Origin of the sequence: Streptomyces sp. H39-S7 (genome assembly GCF_027158205.1) — a bacterium.
Taxonomy (GTDB): domain Bacteria; phylum Actinomycetota; class Actinomycetes; order Streptomycetales; family Streptomycetaceae; genus Actinacidiphila.
The window spans coordinates 1-13,321 of sequence record NZ_JAPVLU010000101.1 but is presented as its reverse complement, the minus strand read 5'-3'; the positions used below and the strand labels follow the sequence as shown (position 1 = coordinate 13,321).

Below are 13,321 nucleotides of genomic sequence, written 5' to 3'. Positions count from 1 at the left end.
ATCGTATATTTACGGGCGTGGCCGCCCACAAATACACGGCAGCATTTCGAACCCCACCCCCTCCGCCCCCGTCCCCCTCCGCTCAGACGCCGGGGAACTCGCCGTCCCCGACTGCGGACGCGAACGACCGCCAGGCGTCGGCGGTGAAGCGCAGGGCCGGCCCGTGCGGGTCTTTGGAGTCCCGGACGGCCATCGAGCCGTCTGCGAGACGGGCGCCCTCGACGCATGCGCCGCCCTGGTTGTCGCTATAGCTGGACTTGAACCAGGCGGAGTCGTTGAGGGTGTCGGCCTTGGCGGTCATCTGTATCAATGCTCCTTGATCGCTTCCTTGATCATGCTCAGGGACTCCTGCGGTCCCGGAGCAAGGGCTTGCAGTTCGGAGAACGCGTCCACGTATCGCTCGACGGCACTGTCGCTGCGTTTGACGACCGCGTCGGTGAGGTTCTCCATGTAGACCATCGGCTTCAGGGCGAACCGTTCCGAAAAGTGCAGGACGAAGAACGACCCGCTCATTCCCGGATGAACCCCGGCTCGGAACGGCACGATCTGCACTCGTACGTTGGGCCGCGACTCCGCAACGTTCACGATGTGGGTGAGTTGCTCCCGCATGATCGTGGCCCCGCCAACGCGGCGACGCAGCACGGCCTCGTTGATGATCGCGGTGAATTTCAGCGGTGTGTCCGAGCGGTGCAGAACTTCCTGCCGGGTCGTTCGAACAGCGACCAGCCGATCCAGATCCTCAGTCGGCAGGGCTCCGTCCGCCTGATAGATCGCGTGGACGTAGGCCTCGGTCTGCAACAGGCCGGGGACGAACTCGGCCTCGTAGTTCTGGAGGACTGCGGCCGTGGCTTCAAGGTCGAGGTACGCCTTGAAGCCAGGTCGGATGACCGGCCGGTATTCCGGAGTCAGCCACCAGTCCTTCTTCGTCTTGGTGACGCCGGCGTATCCCTGCAACCGGGCCCGGGTTTCCGGGTCCGCTCCGTAGATCTCGCACAGGGCCATGACGTCGGGGGTCTCGACGGACGAATTCTCCCCGGCTTCCAGCCGGCTGAGCTTCGACGGGCTCCAGATCAGCTTCTTGACGACTTGAGTGCCCTTGAGGCCCGCAGCCAGCCGCAGTTGGCGCAGTTCGCTGCCTAACTGGAGACGACAGAGAGCGGGCGTTGCCGCCTCCACGTCTGTGATCATCTGCTTCTCCTCCGCGCAGTGTTCCAGTGTGTGGGGGAAGGTTCCGCGCGTGCAAGGAACCTTCTGCGCCACAGCGGGAGATACCGTCGTTGAGCGTGAATTGCCTGGTCAGGGAGGGGCGTTCACGCAAAAAGTTGAAGGCAGAATCCCGCTGGAGCTCTGTCACCGTAGCGTCCGGAGTGCCACGCTTGCATGCGGTTGCTCACATACAGCGTTCGCTTATTCGCCGAGAGTAACCGTGGTGGGGCAACCCCGGAACGACGGAGGCATGACCATGCAACAGGTACCCGGCCGGGAAGTTCGCGACGAGGCCGCGGTGGTGACGACGCGGTGGCCGTCCTCTCCCTGCTCGGTCGGCCACGCCCGGCACATGCTGGAGGACGTGCTCACCGTCTGGGGGCTGCCCGAGCTGACCGAACCGGCCGTACTGGTGATCTCGGAATTGATGACGAACGCCGTGGTGCACGGCCGGGTGCCGGGGCGGCGGGTCGAGACGCGGGTCATCCGGCTGGCGGACGGCGTGCGCATCGAGGTTCATGACGCGAATGCGAAGCGCCCCGAGATGCGGCAGGCGTCCGAGGACGACGAGCGGGGGCGCGGCCTCGCGCTGGTGCAGGAGCTGACCGGCGGCTGCTGGGGCGTGAACACCCGCCAGGGCGTCGGCAAACGCGTCTGGGCCCAGTTGGCTGCCGACGCAGGCCACCCTGCGGATTCCGGGATCACGCTGGAGGCGGGATCGTTCCCGGTCGGCTGAGCGCCGGGCCCAGCCGACCCGTGGGCCTGGGCGTGAGGGTGACGGGTCCGCAGGTGTGGGGGTCCGAAATGCTGCCGTGTATTTGTGGGCCGCCAGGCCCTAAATATACGATTTCGGACCCCTACGCCGGAGGGCCCGCCGCCCGACCCACCACCGGTCCGCGCTGAGGCCGCAGCCCGGCGCGTAGCGTAAAGGCGCCCGGTTCCCCAGCAACCCGCAGGGCACGCACAGCGCGCCGCGTGGCGTAGAGGGTGATCCCCGCCACCCCGACGAGCGCAGCGAGGCTCAGCGCCACCGTTCCCTCCCACCCCGCCGCGTTGAACGCCGACGCGCCGACCGTTCCGCCCACGCTGTTCCCTATGTAGTACGCCGTCAGGTACAGCGCCGAGGCCTGGGCCCGGCCCGTCGTCGCCGTCCGGCTCACCGAGGACGAGGCCACCGCGTGGCCGGTGAAGAAGCCGCCGGTGATCAGCACGAGGCCGGCCAGCACCAGAACCAGTGACGTCGACAGAGTCAGCAGCAGCCCGGCCGCCGCCAGGCTCACTGCCACGTACAGCGCTCCCCGCCGGCCGAGCCGGCCGAGGAGGAGGCCGGAGCCCGCCGAGGCAGCCGTCCCGACCAGGTACACCAGGAAGATCAGACCCACCGCGGTCTGCGAGAGCCCGAACGGCTCAGCCATCAGCCGATACCCCAGGACGGTGTAGACCGCGCCGAACACGGCCATGAAGAGCAGGCCGATCGCGTAGAGCCTGCGCAGCAGCGCGTTGCCGAGGTGGCCGGTGACCGTGCGCAGCAGGGCCGCCGGGTTGACCGGGCCGGGCTGGAAGTTCCGGGCCGCCGGGACCAGCAGGCGGAACGCGACCGCGCAGGCCAGCGCGATGAGCCCGACGACGAAGAGCGCGGTGCGCCAGCCGAGCGCCTGCGAGACCGCGCCCGAGAACACCCGGGAGCTCATGCCGCCGATGCTGTTGCCCGCCACGTACAGGCCGATCGCGGAGGCCACGGCCTTGGGGTGGATCTCCTCGGCGAGGTACGCCATGGCCGTCGCGGGGAGCCCGGCCAGTGCGGCGCCCTGGAGGGCGCGCAGGACGACGAGCGTGGTGAGGTCCGGGGCGAAGGGGATCATCAGCGCCAGCAGCGTGGCGCCGAAGACGGAGGCGGTCATGACCGCCGTACGGCCGTACTTCTCGCTGAGCGCGCTCACCGGCAGCAGCGCGATGGCGAGCGCGGCGGTGGTGGCGGTGACCGTGAGGCTCGCCTGGGCGGGGGTCAGCGCGAGGTCGGCGGAGATCGCGGGGAGCAGCGCCTGCGTGGAGTACAGGAGCGCGAACGTGGCGAGACCGGCGGCGAAGAGCGCGAAGTTGGCGCGGCGGTAGCCGGGGCTGCCGGGGCTGAGCTTGGCGGTGGTGTCGGGGGACGGCGGAGCAGAGGCGCCCGCGCGCTGTGCGGCGGACGCCTCCGTATCGGCGGGAGGCATGCCATGAACCTAGGGCCGCTCCTTTTATGCGTCCAATGCACAAACGGTGCAGTATTGATGCTGTGACGCATGAGCAGAGGTCAGCGGAGTCGATGCCATCGGCCCGCAACGGAAAAGACACTTCCGTAACAGGCCGGCCGCCGGTCGTGGCGCCGACCGTCGCGGACCTCGACGGCGAGTCCTGGGCGGCGGTGCTGGCGCCCCGCCTCGCCCAGTTCGCCGCCGTGGCACGGCACGAGCACGTGACCCGCGCCGCGCAGCAACTCGGCATGCCGCAGTCGACGTTGAGCCGGGCGATGGTCCGGCTGGAACAGGACCTGGGGGTCGCGCTCTTCGCCCGCCGGGGCCGGAACGTCCGGCTGACCCGCGCCGGTCACACCTTTCTGGCGTCGGCCGAACGCGCGCTCGGCGAGGTCGAGCGGTCCGCCGAGGCGGTACGGGTGGACGCGGACCCGCACACCGGCAAGGTCGCCTTCGGCTTCCTGCACACGCTGGGGTCCGAGACCGTCCCGTCACTGCTGCGGGGCTTTCGCGCGGATTATCCGCGCGTGCAGTTCCAGCTCGTGCAGAACTACGCCGAGGCGATGCTGGAACGGCTGCGCGCCGGCGAGCTCGACCTGTGCCTGACGTCGCCGCCGCCCGACGCGCCGGATCTGGTGGTGCGGCGGCTCGACGAGCAGCGGCTGCGGTTGGTCGTTCCGGCCGATCACCGGCTGGCGAGCCGCAAGCGGGTCCGGCTCGACGAGGCCGCGGGCGACCTGTTCGTCGCCCTCGAACCGGGTTACGGGCTGCGGCGGATCACCGACGACCTGTGCGCCGAGGCGGGGTTCGTGCCGAAGCTGGCGTTCGAGGGCGAGGAGGCGGAGACGCTGCGGGGCCTGGTGGCGGCGGGGCTGGGCGTGGCCCTGCTGCCGCCGCCGGCGGTACCGCGGCCGGGGGTCGTGGAGTTGACGGTCTCCGCGCCGCGCGCGGTCCGGTACATCGGGGTGGCGTGGCTGGACGGGCATCCGGACACGGCGCCGGTGGCCGCGTTCAAGAAGTTCCTGCTCTCGCGGCGGGGGCAGCTGCTGCCGCGGTAGGTGGGGGTGCGGGGAAGCCGCTGTGCGGCACCCCCGGCGTGTAGCGTGCAACGGCAAGCCAGGCTCTGGTCGCTTCGTCGGCCGGGCTTTCGTGAAGGAGGACCTGTGACCGCGCAGTCCACAGAGGATGACGGGCCGCTCATCCCGATGCCGCCACTGACGGAGGCCTCACTGAGAGTGGCAGTGAATCACCTCAGTCTTCCCAACGGGGTCCAGTTCGAAGTGGAAATGCGGACCGCCTGGGAGACGGCGATCCAGACTTCCAGCCTGGCGCCCATGCATGCCTTCCTGCGGAAGTGGGGGGTTTGGGTGGCGATCAACCGCTATCCCGCCCGGGCAGCGCGGTTGCATGAGTGTGAGCGGATCTTCGCGGAGTCCGAGGACCGGGCCCAGCGGAAGGCAGCGACTGCCGAGATCGGCGCGATGCTGCGGCAGGCGGAGCGGGAGATCAAGGAGTGAGCGACTGGACGTGGGAGTACGACCCAGACGCCGAGAACGTCGTTGGTGGTCTTCCCGATGCGGTCAAGGAGCGAGTGGAGGCTGTGGCTCAGCGGCTGGCCGAAGCCGCCGGGGTGGCGCATATCGGGCAGCCTTTCGACATCGCCGTCTCTGGCGTCTCCGGTGTGATGTCGTTCTCGGAAGGGTGGCTGACAGTCTGGTACCTGGAGGACGGAAGGGCAGGGGAGAACACCGTCCTCGTCCTCGCCGTCAATTACGTTGACGTGGCGGACCCCCAGGCCTGAACGCTCACGCCCGCAGCGACCGGCCGAAGCCGGAGGCGAGTGGCATGCGCAGACCCAGCGGCGGCGGAGCCGCCAGCGCGTCGGCTATGGGGCGGGCGAGGGGGCGGCCGAGGAGGGTGCCCAGGGCGAAGTCGGTGGTGAGGGCGGAGATCTCGGCCCGGTGCTGGTGGAGGCCGTGGCCGTCGGTGTGGACCTCGAAGCGGCAGACGTCGCGGTTGACCTTCTTGGCGCGTTCCGCGAGGAGGTAGGAGAGCTCGGGATCGGTGGCGAAGTCGTCGGTGCCGTGGGCGATCAGGACCTGGCGCCCGATGAGCTGCTTCACCGGATCGGGTTCCTCGCCGGGCGGCAGCCAAGGGGAGAGCGCGACAACGGAGTTGACGCCGGGGTGGCCCGCGGCGTGCAGGGCCGCGCGGGCGCCCATGTCCATGCCGACGAGGCAGACCGGGACGTCGCCGTAGCGGCGGACGATCTCGCCGACGGCCCATTCGGCGTCCGCCGCCGGATGGGCGTTGCCGCCGTTCCAGCCGCGGTAGCGGTAGTGGACGACGTGGACCGCGAGACCGCCGGTCCGGCCCTCCCGCACGAGATGGCGTGCGAGGGGCCACATGAGGGCCGCGGCCAGGGGGGAGCGGCGCCGGGTGCTGGTGGGGTCACCACCGGGAAGGACGAGGACGACAGCGCGGACGGTCTCTCCGGACTCGCGCCGCGGAGCGGGAACGAGTCCCGGCGCGACCGGCCGGCCGAGCCGGGCACCTCGCGCCGTTAACGCTTGCGAAGCCATGGCCCAACGATGGCAGACGGATGGGTGTGGACTACATGTCCGTGCGAAAAATAATCTGTCCCAGGAGGCGATCTACGCGCGTAGGCGGTATCGTTCCTGGATGCAGAGCCAGAAAACGAGCACCCCGACCCCGGACCAGATCCGTCGCGCGCCCAAGGTGCTCCTCCACGACCACCTCGACGGCGGGCTGCGCCCCGGCACGATCGTCGACCTCGCCCACGACGTCGGTTACGCCGGTCTGCCCGAGTCCGATCCGGACAAGCTCGGCACCTGGTTCCGCGAGGCCGCCGACTCCGGCTCCCTGGAGCGGTACCTGGAGACGTTCGCCCACACCTGCGCGGTCATGCAGACCCGCGAGGCGCTGGTGCGGGTCGCCGCCGAGTGCGCCGAGGACCTCGCGGCCGACGGTGTCGTGTACGCGGAGATCCGCTACGCCCCCGAGCAGCACCTCGAAGCCGGACTGACCCTCGAAGAGGTCGTCGAAGCGGTCAACGAGGGCTTCCGGGAGGGCGAGCGCCGGGCGCGTGAGGACGGCAACCGCATCCGCGTCGGCGCGCTGCTGACCGCGATGCGGCACGCGGCCCGCTCGCTGGAGATCGCCGAACTCGCCAACCGCTACCGGGAGCTCGGCGTCGTCGGCTTCGACATCGCGGGCGCCGAGGCGGGCTTCCCGCCCACCCGGCACCTGGACGCCTTCGAGTACCTCAAGCGGGAGAACAACCACTTCACGATCCACGCGGGCGAGGCCTTCGGGCTGCCGTCGATCTGGCAGGCGCTGCAGTGGTGCGGCGCCGACCGGCTCGGGCACGGCGTCCGCATCATCGACGACATCCAGGTCGCCGAGGACGGTACGGTCCAGCTGGGCCCGCTCGCCGCCTACGTCCGCGACAAGCGGATCCCGCTGGAGATGTGTCCGACGTCCAACCTGCAGACGGCGGCGGCCGCCTCGTACGCCGAGCACCCCATCGGGCTGCTGCGCCGACTGCACTTCCGGGTCACGGTGAACACCGACAACCGGTTGATGAGCGGCACGAGCATGAGCCGTGAATTCGACCACCTGGTCGAGGCGTTCGAGTACTCCCTCGATGACCTGCAGTGGTTTACGGTCAATGCGATGAAATCAGCATTCATCCCTTTCGATGAACGTCTCGCGATGATCAATGACGTAATCAAGCCCGGATACGCCGAGCTGAAGGCCGAGTGGCTGTTCCGGCAGGCCGTCGCCGCACCGGCGCTGGCCAGCGGTTCTGCTGCCTCGCAGGGCTGATCCGGAAACCTTCGGGCGTGGCCGTGACCCCCGGGTTACGGCCACGCCCGCACGTATTTTCCCCGCTTGCACCCTTCGTGATGTCATGACTACGTTCCGGAGCCATGACGACCCGAACCATGAAGACTCTTGGCGCCGCCGCTCTCGGCGTCGCCTTCGTCGCCGCTGCCGCGGGCTCTGCCTCGGCCGCCGCCTCCCCCCTCCCGGCTGTGGACGCCCTCGGCGCCGCAGGCTCCGTGCTCGACCAACTGCCGGTCGGCTCGATCACCAAAACCCTCCCCGGCCTCGGCCAGGCCACCGAGTCCACCAAGACCGTGCTCACCGGCAGCGGCTCCACGCTGCCGGAGGCCCAGAAGGACCCGGTCGGCGGCCTCCTCGGCGGCCTGCCGACGAAGGGCCTGCCGACCGGCCCGGTCTCCAGCAACGCCCTGCCCGGCGGCCTGCTCGGCTGACCGCAGCCCGGCGCACCCCGCGCGCCGGTCGCGTCTACGCAACCGTGACGCGGCGACGGGCCGTATCCTGCCTTCCGGGCGGGGTGCGGCCCGTCGCTCTTGCTACGCTCCGCGCGTGCACATTCCCCGGAGGATCGCCGCGTTCGCGCTGCTCGCGCCCCTGTTGCTGGTCGCGGCCTGCAGCGGATCGTCCAGCGGCGGCAAGGCCCGTGCCTCCATCGGGCCGACCGCCAGTACGCCGGCGGCGCTGCCCGCGCGCACCGCGCTGGAGCGGAAGGCGCTGGTGCCCGGGGACGTGGCGGGCTTCACGGTGGCTGCGGGCGACGCCGCCGGCTCGGCCGCCGACGTGACGGCCGCCGACAAGCGCGCGTGCCAGCCGCTCGCCGATCTGCTCTCCGGGCGTCCGCCCGCCGGTGCCACGGAGACCGTCCCCAGGGCGCTCGTCCCGGCCGGGCAGAAGATGCCGGGCGCCGGCGTCACCGTCACGCTCTCCAGCTACGGGAGCGGGGGAGCGCAGAAGGCGGTCACCGCGCTGCGGACCGCGCTCCGCACCTGCGCGGCGGGTTTCAAGCCGGTCATCGGCGGCGTCACCGGGGTGCCCGTGGCGGTCGCCCCGCGCCCCGCGCTCAAGCTGGGCGACGACGATCTGCGGTTCGCACTCGGCTTCGCGGCGGGCGGCAGTGGCGCGCGGCAGGACTTCGTCGTGCTCCGCACCGGCTCGACCGTCAGCGTCTTCCGCGGGGCGGACGTCACCCTGGCGAAGAGCTTCGACGTGCCGGCGGCGGTGGTGACGGCGCAGCTGAAGAAGCTGGGCGCGCCGCTCACCAAGCGCCGGTAGCGGACTTCTCCGCCGACGCCCTCGCGGTCCCCTCGGCCGGGAACACCGCCCACAGGGCGATGTAGAGCAGGAACTGCGGGCCGGGCAGCAGGCACGACACCAGGAAGATCACCCGCATCGTCGTGGCGGAGGTGCCGAACCGGTTGGCCAGCGCGGCGCACACGCCACCGATCATGCGGCCTTGGGTGGGGCGGACCAGGGTGCTCATCGCGTACTCCTCGGGAGAATCGGCGCCGGAGGGTTCCGGCGTTTCCGATGTCTCCACGCTACGAGCACATACCCAGCCGAACCATCGCTCTACGGGGCGATCCCGACCCTGGTAGTCGTCGGGGACGACCCCTGAGACCGGGCCTGGGGTCCGGGCCGGGCGAGGACCCCGGTTCCGCGGCGGCGGAGCAGCCGCCGGGCGGCGGGGACGACCGCCAGATAGGTCAGGGCGACGCCCGCCGTGTTCAGCAGCAGCGCGTCGATGTCGAAGATCTGGCCGGGAACCACCGTCTGCAGGAACTCCACGGACAGCGACACCATCAGTCCGGCGAAGACCGTGCGGGCGAACGACCCGACTCCCGGGGTGCGGATCCGCCCGCCCGTCATCGGCAGCAGGAGACCGAGCGGGGCGAGCAGCAGCAGTCCCGCGAGGAGCCGCCGGGCGGCCTCGAACGGGCTCATGGCCAGGTCGGCGCGGATGGTGCCGAGCGGGCGCAGGTTGGGCGCCGACACCCAGGGAACGTAGTGCGGCCGGAGCATCAGCCATCCGACGAAGGAGAGATGCACGGCGGTGAGCAGCAGGCCCACCGCGCGTGCCTTCAGGATCGGAGCTTCAGGCTGCACGAGGGGAATGACGCCATTCACTTCACGACGGTTCCCGCGGTGTCCGCCGCTTCCGGCCGGGTGCGCAGCGCGGACGTGCAGACGTAGCGCTTGATGTGGTCCTTGGCCTCCGGGCCGCCGAGCAGCACCCCGTGGTCCGCCGTAGTCGTGCCGGGCGCCGCCGCGAAGGTGCACACGAGCTGGGCCAGGGCGAACGACGGAAGCTCGTCCAGCGCCAGGCTCAGCCGCAGCGCCTCCTTCGGATCACCCGCCAGGGGGCCGATGATGCCCAGGTTGCCCGGCACCTCGGTGGCGAACCCGGCCTCCGCCTCCGTGGCGGACGGCCGGCGCTGCAACTGGCCGAGCAGCTCATGGGCGGCGACCAGCCGGTTCACCGGAGCCGGGCGGGCCCCGGTGCTGTCCGGGACGGTGACGGTCCGGGTGACCTGCGCGGCGAGCGCGCTGCACACCAGGTACACCTTCACGACGGTGGCGCCGGGTGTCTCCGGCGGGACGGTCGCCTTGGGTGCGGCGCACGACACCCGGGTGGGCGCGGGCCCCGCGTCCACCGGCACGGTGGTCGTCCGGATGCCGCAGCCGCAGGCGGCGGCGGTGACGAGGGCCGCGAGGAGCGCGGCGGTGCGGATCGTCCGGGTCCGCGAGGAGCGGACGCCGGTTCTCAGGAGGGTCGTCAGGGTCGTCACGGTCGGCCGTCCTCGTCGCCCTCGGGCAGCGCCTCGGCGGGCCGCACCGGCAGGTACAGGGTGAAGACGGCACCGCCGCCCGGCGCGTTCGCGGCGGTGATGTCGCCGTCGTGGATGTGCGCGTTCTCCATCGCGATCGACAGGCCGAGCCCGCTGCCCTCCGAACGGGCGCGTGAGGCGTCCGCCTTGTAGAACCGGTCGAAGACGTGCGGCAGCACGTCCTCCGGGATGCCGGGACCGTTGTCCGCGACGGTGATCAGCAGCTGGTCGTCCGCGGTCCGCACCGAGACCCGGACCGGGGAGCCGCCGTGCTTGAGGGCGTTCCCGATCAGGTTCGCCATGATCACATCGAGCCGGCGCGGGTCGAGGCGGACGAAGATGCCGCGCGGCGCGTCCAGCTCGACGGAGTCCAGCCAGGCCCGCGCGTCCATGCACGCGGTCACCATGTCGGCCACGTCGACCTCGTCGAGCAGCAGCCGGGCGGTGCCCGCGTCGAAGCGGGTGACCTCCATCAGGTTCTCCACCAGCTCGTTGAGCCGGCGGGTCTCACTGACGACCAGGCGCACGGCGGGAGCGATCATCGGGTCGAGGGAGTCGGCCTCGTCCTCCAGCACCTCCGTCACGGCGGTGATGGCGGTCAGCGGGGTGCGCAGCTCGTGCGACATGTCGGCGACGAAGCGGCGGCTGGCGGACTCCCGCGCGCTCAGCTCCTCCACGCGGGTCTCCAGGGCCTCCGCCGCCTTGTTGAACGTCCTGGACAGCTCGGCGAGTTCGTCCGTGCCCGACACCTTCAGCCGCGTGCCGAGCCTGCCCTCGCCGAGCTGCTGGGCCGCGACGCCGAGCCGCTGGACGGGCCGCAGCACCGTCGAGGCGGCGGCCTGGGCCAGCAGGGCCGAGCCGATCAGCGCGAGCATCGTGGCGATCCCCAGCGACCAGGCGAGGGAGTTGAGGTCCTTGCGCTCGGCGTCCAGCGACTTGAGCATGTAGCCGGTCGGGCCGTCGTCCATGATCTTCGCGCCGGCCACCAGGTACGGCGTGCCGTGCAGCGAGATCCGCAGCCAGTGCAGGTGGTACTTGTTGTCCTGCTGCTTGTGCCGGGTGTTCACCGCGTCCTGCAGCGCCTTCGGCACGTCGTCCAGGGTGAAGACGTCCCGGGAGGACGGCGCCGCGCACGGCCCGTTGTCCGGGGTCCTGTCGATCAGCAGGACCGCGTACTGGCCGGGTCCGCCCATCTCGTCGGCGGCGTCCTTCAGCCCCTCGCACGGCGGGTTGACGGGCAGCGAGGCCGCGTTGCGCTGCAGTGAGTCGCGGAAGTCGTTGAGCGCGGAGTTCTGCGCACGCGTCAGCACGGCGTCACGGTTCAGCCAGTAGGCGATCCCGGAGGCCGAGACCGCGGCCGTCAGCGCCACCGCGGCGAACACCGCGACCAGCCGGAGCCGGAGGCTGGTCCAGCGCAGCAGGCCGGAGGCCCAGCCGAAGAACCGGTCCGTCACTGCGGCGTGTCCAGGCGGTAGCCGACGCCACGGACCGTACGGATGAGGGTGGGTGACGACGGAACGTCCTCGATCTTCGCCCGCAGTCGCTGCACACAGGCGTCGACCAGCCGCGAGTCACCGAGGTAGTCGTGCTCCCACACCAGCCGCAGCAACTGCTGCCGGGACAGGGCCTGGCCGGGGCGGCGGCTCAGCTCCAGCAGCAGCCGCAACTCGGTCGGCGTCAGCTGCAGGTCCTCGCCGTCCTTCGTCACCGTCATCGCCGAACGGTCGATCACGATGGAGCCGAAGGCCGCGGAATCCGTGCTGTCGCGCTCACCGCGGCGCAGCACGGCGCGGATCCGGGCATCGAGCACCCGGGGCTGGACGGGCTTGATGACGTAGTCGTCGGCCCCCGACTCCAGCCCCACCACGACGTCGATGTCGTCGCTGCGGGCGGTCAGCAGAATGATCGGCAGCTGATCGGTGCGCCGGATCCGACGGCACACCTCGAAGCCGTCGATGCCCGGCAGCATCACGTCCAGCACGATCAGGTCGGGGCGCTGCTCCTTGAGCAGCTTGAGGCCGTCCTCGCCCGTCGCCGCGGCAACCACACGGTGGCCCTGGCGGGACAGGCCGAGTTCGAGGCCGGTACGGATGGCGTCGTCATCCTCGATAAGCAACAGGAAAGGCACGCCGGTCATTGTGGCCTACCGGAAGCCCATGTAACGAGCACGGGGGGATCTCACCTCGCTGATGCGGCCTCCGGCTCACTCTGCGTGTACCCGGAGTCTCTGTGACGGGCCTGTGACACTCGGCGGACAGCGTCATGAAACTGGCCCGGCAGTCTTATGGACCTCGGCAGGCATCCACACGGAGACCGACGCCGAATATCACCAAGACGGTTCCACCGACGGGGGCGCGACATGAACGCACTGCACAGCACCACCACCACCGCAGTCCTTCAGCCGCGCCAGCACACCGCCGGCCGGAACGACGGTAAGTCCGGTGCCGCGAGCGGACGGGGGTGCGCACGCGGCACCGGACGACAGACGGCACAGAACACCGGCCAGGTGACCCGCAACCGGCCGCCGTACATGACGGCGATCGACGGCGGCGCCGGCGCACCGGCCACCGCCACCCTTCCGGTACCGCGGCACGACAGCCTGGCGGAGGCGGAGTTCACCGCCTACGTCAAGGAGCGCCGCGCCTCCCTCTACGCCACCGCCTACCACCTGACCGGTGACCGTTACGAGGCCGAGGACCTGCTGCAGAGCGCGCTGTTCTCCACCTACCGCGCCTGGGACCGGATCAGCGACAAGGCGGCCGTCGGCGGCTACCTGCGCCGCACCATGACCAACCTGCACATCAGCGCCTGGCGCCGCCGCAAGCTCAACGAGTACCCGACCGAGGAACTGCCGGAGACGGTCGGCGAGGCGGACGCGATGGGCGGCACCGAACTGCGCGCCGTGCTGTGGCAGGCGCTGGCCAAGGTTCCCGAGACCCAGCGCACCATGCTGGTGCTCCGCTACTACGAGGGCCGCACCGACCCGGAGATCGCCGACATCCTCGGCATCAGCGTCGGCACGGTCAAGAGCAGCATCTGGCGCTCGCTGCGCCGGATGCGTGAGGACGAGGCGCTCAGCTTCGGCCGCGACGAGGAGGAGTCGTTCGGCGAGCTGGTGGCCTGACGATCCGGACCGTCCACAGAACGCCGGTCGGGGGACCGGTGGGGGGATACGGGGGAACGGGGAGC

At 70.8% G+C, this 13,321-nt stretch carries 17 protein-coding genes; 8 read left to right on the top strand and 9 right to left on the bottom strand.

The genetic code is table 11. The annotated features are described in order from the left end of the window. Positions 1–82: 82 nt before the first annotated feature. Entirely contained in the window at positions 83–301 is a 219-nt protein-coding gene (locus O3X23_RS42880) for a DUF397 domain-containing protein (protein WP_269280503.1), read from the bottom strand. Between the two features lie 5 nt (positions 302–306). Beyond that, positions 307–1,188: a helix-turn-helix domain-containing protein gene (locus O3X23_RS42875; RefSeq protein WP_269280500.1), complete on the bottom strand. Its 882-nt coding sequence runs from the start codon at positions 1,186–1,188 to the stop codon at positions 307–309. Positions 1,189–1,462: 274 nt separating this feature from the next. Between O3X23_RS42875 and O3X23_RS42870 the strand changes: the two genes are divergently transcribed. Next, positions 1,463–1,942, top strand: coding sequence for an ATP-binding protein (locus O3X23_RS42870; RefSeq protein WP_269280497.1), 480 nt, complete (start codon positions 1,463–1,465; stop codon positions 1,940–1,942). Positions 1,943–2,063: 121 nt separating this feature from the next. Here the strand turns inward: O3X23_RS42870 and O3X23_RS42865 are convergent, their stop codons facing one another. After that, positions 2,064–3,419: an MFS transporter gene (locus O3X23_RS42865; RefSeq protein WP_269280494.1), complete on the bottom strand. Its 1,356-nt coding sequence runs from the start codon at positions 3,417–3,419 to the stop codon at positions 2,064–2,066. Between the two features lie 92 nt (positions 3,420–3,511). On the opposite strand from O3X23_RS42865, the gene O3X23_RS42860 reads away from it, so the two are divergent. The 3 genes from O3X23_RS42860 to O3X23_RS42850 all read left to right on the top strand — a co-directional run bounded on the left by O3X23_RS42860 (position 3,512) and on the right by O3X23_RS42850 (position 5,241). Beyond that, a complete protein-coding gene (locus tag O3X23_RS42860) occupies positions 3,512–4,498 on the top strand; it encodes a LysR family transcriptional regulator (protein ID WP_269280506.1) in 987 nt (328 codons plus the stop codon). A 105-nt stretch (positions 4,499–4,603) separates the two neighbouring features. After that, positions 4,604–4,957, top strand: coding sequence for a hypothetical protein (locus tag O3X23_RS42855; RefSeq protein ID WP_269280491.1), 354 nt, complete (start codon positions 4,604–4,606; stop codon positions 4,955–4,957). Next, complete coding sequence (locus tag O3X23_RS42850) at positions 4,954–5,241, top strand: hypothetical protein (protein WP_269280489.1); 288 nt, start codon at positions 4,954–4,956, stop codon at positions 5,239–5,241. Before O3X23_RS42855 ends, O3X23_RS42850 begins: the two co-directional genes overlap by 4 nt. 4 nt (positions 5,242–5,245) lie before the next feature. On the opposite strand, the gene O3X23_RS42845 is transcribed toward O3X23_RS42850, so the two are convergent. After that, complete coding sequence (locus O3X23_RS42845; RefSeq protein ID WP_269280487.1) at positions 5,246–6,022, bottom strand: alpha/beta fold hydrolase; 777 nt, start codon at positions 6,020–6,022, stop codon at positions 5,246–5,248. A gap of 100 nt (positions 6,023–6,122) precedes the next feature. Here O3X23_RS42845 and O3X23_RS42840 point away from each other — a divergent pair, with 100 nt between their 5' ends. The 3 genes from O3X23_RS42840 (at position 6,123) to O3X23_RS42830 (ending at position 8,579) form a co-directional block, all read left to right on the top strand. Next, positions 6,123–7,289 (top strand): adenosine deaminase, encoded by a 1,167-nt coding sequence (locus tag O3X23_RS42840; protein ID WP_269280484.1) that lies wholly within the window; start codon positions 6,123–6,125, stop codon positions 7,287–7,289. A 104-nt stretch (positions 7,290–7,393) separates the two neighbouring features. Further along, positions 7,394–7,741, top strand: coding sequence for an ATP-binding protein (locus O3X23_RS42835; protein ID WP_269280482.1), 348 nt, complete (start codon positions 7,394–7,396; stop codon positions 7,739–7,741). A 115-nt stretch (positions 7,742–7,856) separates the two neighbouring features. Next, positions 7,857–8,579: a hypothetical protein gene (locus tag O3X23_RS42830; RefSeq protein WP_269280480.1), complete on the top strand. Its 723-nt coding sequence runs from the start codon at positions 7,857–7,859 to the stop codon at positions 8,577–8,579. On the opposite strand, the gene O3X23_RS42825 is transcribed toward O3X23_RS42830, so the two are convergent. From O3X23_RS42825 to O3X23_RS42805, 5 genes are all read right to left on the bottom strand, one after another. Further along, positions 8,563–8,787 carry a PspC domain-containing protein gene (locus O3X23_RS42825; RefSeq protein WP_269280477.1) on the bottom strand — a complete coding sequence of 75 codons (225 nt, stop codon included), beginning with the start codon at positions 8,785–8,787 and terminating at the stop codon, positions 8,563–8,565. The genes O3X23_RS42830 and O3X23_RS42825 overlap by 17 nt on opposite strands. Positions 8,788–8,876: 89 nt before the next feature. Further along, on the bottom strand, positions 8,877–9,410 hold the full coding sequence (locus O3X23_RS42820; protein WP_269280474.1) for a VanZ family protein: 534 nt from the start codon (positions 9,408–9,410) through the stop codon (positions 8,877–8,879). A 17-nt stretch (positions 9,411–9,427) separates the two neighbouring features. Next, positions 9,428–10,093 carry a hypothetical protein gene (locus O3X23_RS42815; RefSeq protein ID WP_269280472.1) on the bottom strand — a complete coding sequence of 222 codons (666 nt, stop codon included), beginning with the start codon at positions 10,091–10,093 and terminating at the stop codon, positions 9,428–9,430. After that, the gene (locus O3X23_RS42810) at positions 10,090–11,586 is read right to left on the bottom strand and encodes a sensor histidine kinase (protein ID WP_269280419.1); all 1,497 of its coding nucleotides are present in this window, start codon (positions 11,584–11,586) and stop codon (positions 10,090–10,092) included. The genes O3X23_RS42815 and O3X23_RS42810 overlap by 4 nt, the downstream gene beginning before the upstream one ends. Beyond that, on the bottom strand, positions 11,583–12,260 hold the full coding sequence (locus O3X23_RS42805; RefSeq protein ID WP_187144990.1) for a response regulator transcription factor: 678 nt from the start codon (positions 12,258–12,260) through the stop codon (positions 11,583–11,585). Before O3X23_RS42805 ends, O3X23_RS42810 begins: the two co-directional genes overlap by 4 nt. 231 nt (positions 12,261–12,491) lie before the next feature. Between O3X23_RS42805 and O3X23_RS42800 the strand changes: the two genes are divergently transcribed. Next, complete coding sequence (locus O3X23_RS42800) at positions 12,492–13,256, top strand: SigE family RNA polymerase sigma factor (protein WP_269280415.1); 765 nt, start codon at positions 12,492–12,494, stop codon at positions 13,254–13,256. Positions 13,257–13,321: the final 65 nt, after the last annotated feature.